This is a genomic window from Glycomyces salinus (assembly GCF_016428645.1).
GTDB classification, from domain to species: Bacteria; Actinomycetota; Actinomycetes; order Mycobacteriales; family Micromonosporaceae; genus Glycomyces; species Glycomyces salinus.
This window is the reverse complement of sequence record NZ_JAELXW010000169.1, coordinates 1-3,572: the sequence shown is the minus strand read 5'-3', so window position 1 is coordinate 3,572 and position 3,572 is coordinate 1. Positions and strand designations below refer to the sequence as shown.

Genomic DNA, 3,572 nt, shown 5'->3' with positions numbered 1-3,572 from the left:
GCCTTCCCCGAGTGCTGCGCCACCAACCGATAGAACACACCAGGTTCCACGGGCCCGTCGCTGCCGCCGCCGGTCTCGGTGGGGCGGCGGGCGAGCGGCATGGCCTGGTCGAGGCCGGGCAGCGGCTTGAGCCGGTAGGTGTAGGTGTAGTCCCTGCTGGCGAACAGTTTGTACTGGTCGAGCGGCTGCGCGCCCCAGCTGTTGTCGCCGCCGACGCCGGTCTGCCGGTGGTTCAGCCGCAGCACGACCTCCTGGCGCGGGGTCAGCTGGTAGTCGTGGCGGGTGCCCTCCGAGAGGTCCTCGGGGGTGAAGTGGGAGGCGTTGAGCTCGATGAGGGGCTCGCCGGTCGCGAGCAGGCCGCGGCCGCTGTCGTCGACCAGGGCGACCCAGCGGACGTCGGTCTTGTTGCCGTTCTCCTGGGGTCGGATGTAGCCGGCCCACTGGTCCGCCACGGTGGAGGAGTACACGCCGACGTCGGTGCCGCTCTTGCGATCCCAGTGGTTCTCCTCAGGTCCGCGCCCGTAGTAGTGCAGTTGCTCGAGTTCGCCGGGCAGGAGCAGGATCGTGCCGACTTCGGGGATGTACGGCAGGCCCGCCGAGCCGGGGTGGAGGGTGTTGTCCACTCTGATCTCGCCGTTGCCGTAGACGGTGTAGGTCGTGGTGTAGGTCGACTGGGTGCTCGTCGGGAGGGTGCCGGTGACGGTGACCCGCACGGAGCGGTCGGACGGGCGCTCGACGTCGACTCCGGTGACGTTCCGGTCGGCGCCGGCGCGGCGCCAGGTGCCGTTGCGGTTCGGGTGGCCGTTGCCGCGGTCGTTGTCGGTGGGCGCACGCCAGAAGTTCGGGGCCGGACCCGAGTTCACCAGTCGCATCCCCATCGCCTGGTAGTCGGTGATCTCGCCGGTCGACTTCGAGACGGTGACGGCGAAGTCGTCGCCGGTGACGGTGATCTGGTCGCCGGTCTCGGCGTCGGTCAGCGTCGGGACGTCCTCTAGCGGGAGCGGTTCGACCGGCGGGCTGTCGAAGTCGACCGGGAGCTGTGCCTTGGCCACTTCGAATCCGGCGTCGGCCCAGGCGGTCGCGGACTTCAGCGTGAAGGACAGCTCGAGGAAGTGCTCGGCCCCGGGCGCGGGGTCGGCCGGGCGCTGGACGGGTACCTGGATGGTCTTGTCCGACAGCGGCGGGAGGTCGAGCTGCTGGGCGGTGAGGGACCCGCTCTGGATCACCTCGCCGTCGGCGATCAGGGACCAGGCGCCGTCGAACTCGTTCACGTTGGCGAAGGCGTACTCGTTGGCGATCCGGACCTCCCCGCCGGCGACGTCGGCTCCGGCGGTCGCGTTGATCGCCTGGTAGACGCGTTTGACCTCGGTGGCCTTGCCGCCGGTCTCGCGGTCGGCGGAGACGACGCCGTTGGCGCAGAAGTTGCCGTCGTTGGGGTCGTCGCCCCAGTCGCCGCCGTAGGCGAGGTAGGTGGCCCCGCCGCCGAGCGGTATGGCCCAGCGCAGGCTCTGGTCGGCGAAATCCCACAGGTAGCCGCCCTGGAGGACCGGGTATTCGCGGATGACGTCCCAGTACTCCTTGAGGTTGCCGTTGGAGTTGCCCATGGCGTGGGAGTACTCGACGAGGATGTAGGGCCGGGTGTCGCCGCCGTCGAGGGCGCGGTCCCTGATCCCGGCGGCGGTGTTGTACATCTGGGAGCGGATGTCGCTGACCGAGGTGCGGTTGTCGCCCTCGTACTGGACGATGCGGGTGGGGTCGGCGGATTTGATCCAGTCGTGCATCTCGACGAAGTTGGCGCCGCCGCCGGCCTCGTTGCCGAGGGACCACATGACGACCGACGGGTGGTTCTTGTCGCGGTGGACCACCTGGGCGGCCCGGTCGATGACCGCCGCCGTCCAGGCCGGGTCGGAGGCCGGGTAGTCGCCGCGGATCCCATGGGTCTCGAGGTTGGCCTCGTCCATGACGTAGAGGCCGTACTCGTCGCAGAGGTCGTACCAGTCCGGGTGGTTCGGGTAGTGGGAGGTGCGGACCGAGTTCATGTTGAGCCGCTTCATCAAGACGATGTCGCGGACCATGTCCTCGCGGGTCAGCGCCTGGCCGCGGTCGGGGTGCATCTCGTGCCGGTTGGCGCCCCGCAGGGAGACCGGCTGCCCGTTGATCCGCATCAGGCCGTCCCGGATCGCGAACTCGCGGAAGCCGACCCGCGCCGACACGGTCTGGACGACCGCGCCTGAGGGGTCGCGCAACCGCAGCACGGCCGTGTAGAGGTCCGGGTACTCGGCCGACCAGAGCTTCGGGCCCTGGACGGCCTTGGATCCGTGGGTGTTCACGTCCTGTCCCGGCTGGACGGATCCGATGTCGACCTGGCTGGTAAGCGGCGCTGACCAGACGGGTTGGGAGTTCTCGTCGTAGAGTTCGGTCTCGACGGTGTAGGTACCGGTCCGCTGGTCGCCGCTGTTGCGGACGGCGGCGCCGACGTCCAGGTCGGCGTTCGTGTAGCCGTCGCGCAGCGGGGTGTCGATCTTGAAGTCGCGCAGGTGGACCGCGGGGAGCGAGTAGAGGAAGACCGGCCGGAAGATCCCGGAGAGGCGGATGAAGTCCTGGTCTTCCAGCCAGTCGCCGTCGGGGAAGCGGTAGACCTCGACCGCTATGAGGTTGGTGCCGGGCTGGACGTGGTCGGTGATGTCGAATTCGGACGGCGTGAACGAGCCTTCGCGGTAGCCGACCTTGGTGCCGTTGACCCACAGGTAGAACCCGGACTTGACGCCCTCGAAATGGAGGTGGACGCGCCGGTCCTGCCACGCGGTCGGCAGCTCGAAGGTGCGGCGGTACTGCCCGACCGGGTTGAACCGGGTGGGCGCGAACGGCGGCTGCGCGTTCTCGTGGTCGCCGTTGGCGCCCCACCACGGGTAGGTGACGTTCGTGTAGATCGGGTGGTCGTAGCCGGCCAGCTGCCAGTTGGACGGCACCGGCACGGTGTCCCAGGAGCCGTCGTCGCGGTCGGTCCGCCAGAACTCGGTGTCGCGGTCGGCCGGGCGCTCGGCGTGCTGGAACCGCCAGTCGCCGTCGAGGTCGAGCCGGTACGGCGAGTCGGTGCGGTCGGCGGCGAGGGCCTGCTGGAGGTCGGCGTAGGGCATGAACGTGGCGTGCGCGGGCTCGGAGCCGACCTCGAAGATCCCGATGTTGTTGTTCCACTCGGGGTAGCCGTTCGGCGGGTCGGTCCAGGACACCGAGACGTCTTCGGTTCCGAGGGCGGAAGCCTCCTCGGGCTCGGCCGCCGCGGACTCGGCCGTCAAGGGAATCGAAGCGCTCCCAACGGCGGCGAGACCGCCTCCGAGGATCGTGCGGCGGCGCGCTCCGGCGCGGCCGTGAGGTTCGTTGGACATGAGGGTCTCCTAATCGACTTCAGGCGCGTTGGAGTTCGAAGCGTTGGTTGGAGTTGCCGGTGTAGTTCCATTGGGAGATGCGGGCACCGTCTTCTGTGGACTGGCTCCAGACGTCCATGGCCAGACCGCTGTGGCCGTTGACCAGGCTCACCGTGCCGCCGCCGTGGTCGATGACCTCCCACTGCT

Annotated in this window: 2 protein-coding genes; both read right to left on the bottom strand. The window is 69.2% G+C overall.

Features of this window, described 5'->3' with window-relative positions:
* Positions 1 to 3,386: beta-galactosidase, LacZ type (lacZ, locus tag JFB92_RS24820; protein WP_199044617.1), on the bottom strand; the 3,386-nt coding region annotated here is incomplete at its 3' end.
* Positions 3,387 to 3,405: 19 nt separating this feature from the next.
* Positions 3,406 to 3,558: an RICIN domain-containing protein gene (locus JFB92_RS27145; RefSeq protein WP_372451695.1), complete on the bottom strand. Its 153-nt coding sequence runs from the start codon at positions 3,556 to 3,558 to the stop codon at positions 3,406 to 3,408.
* Between the last annotated feature and the right edge of the window lie 14 nt (positions 3,559 to 3,572).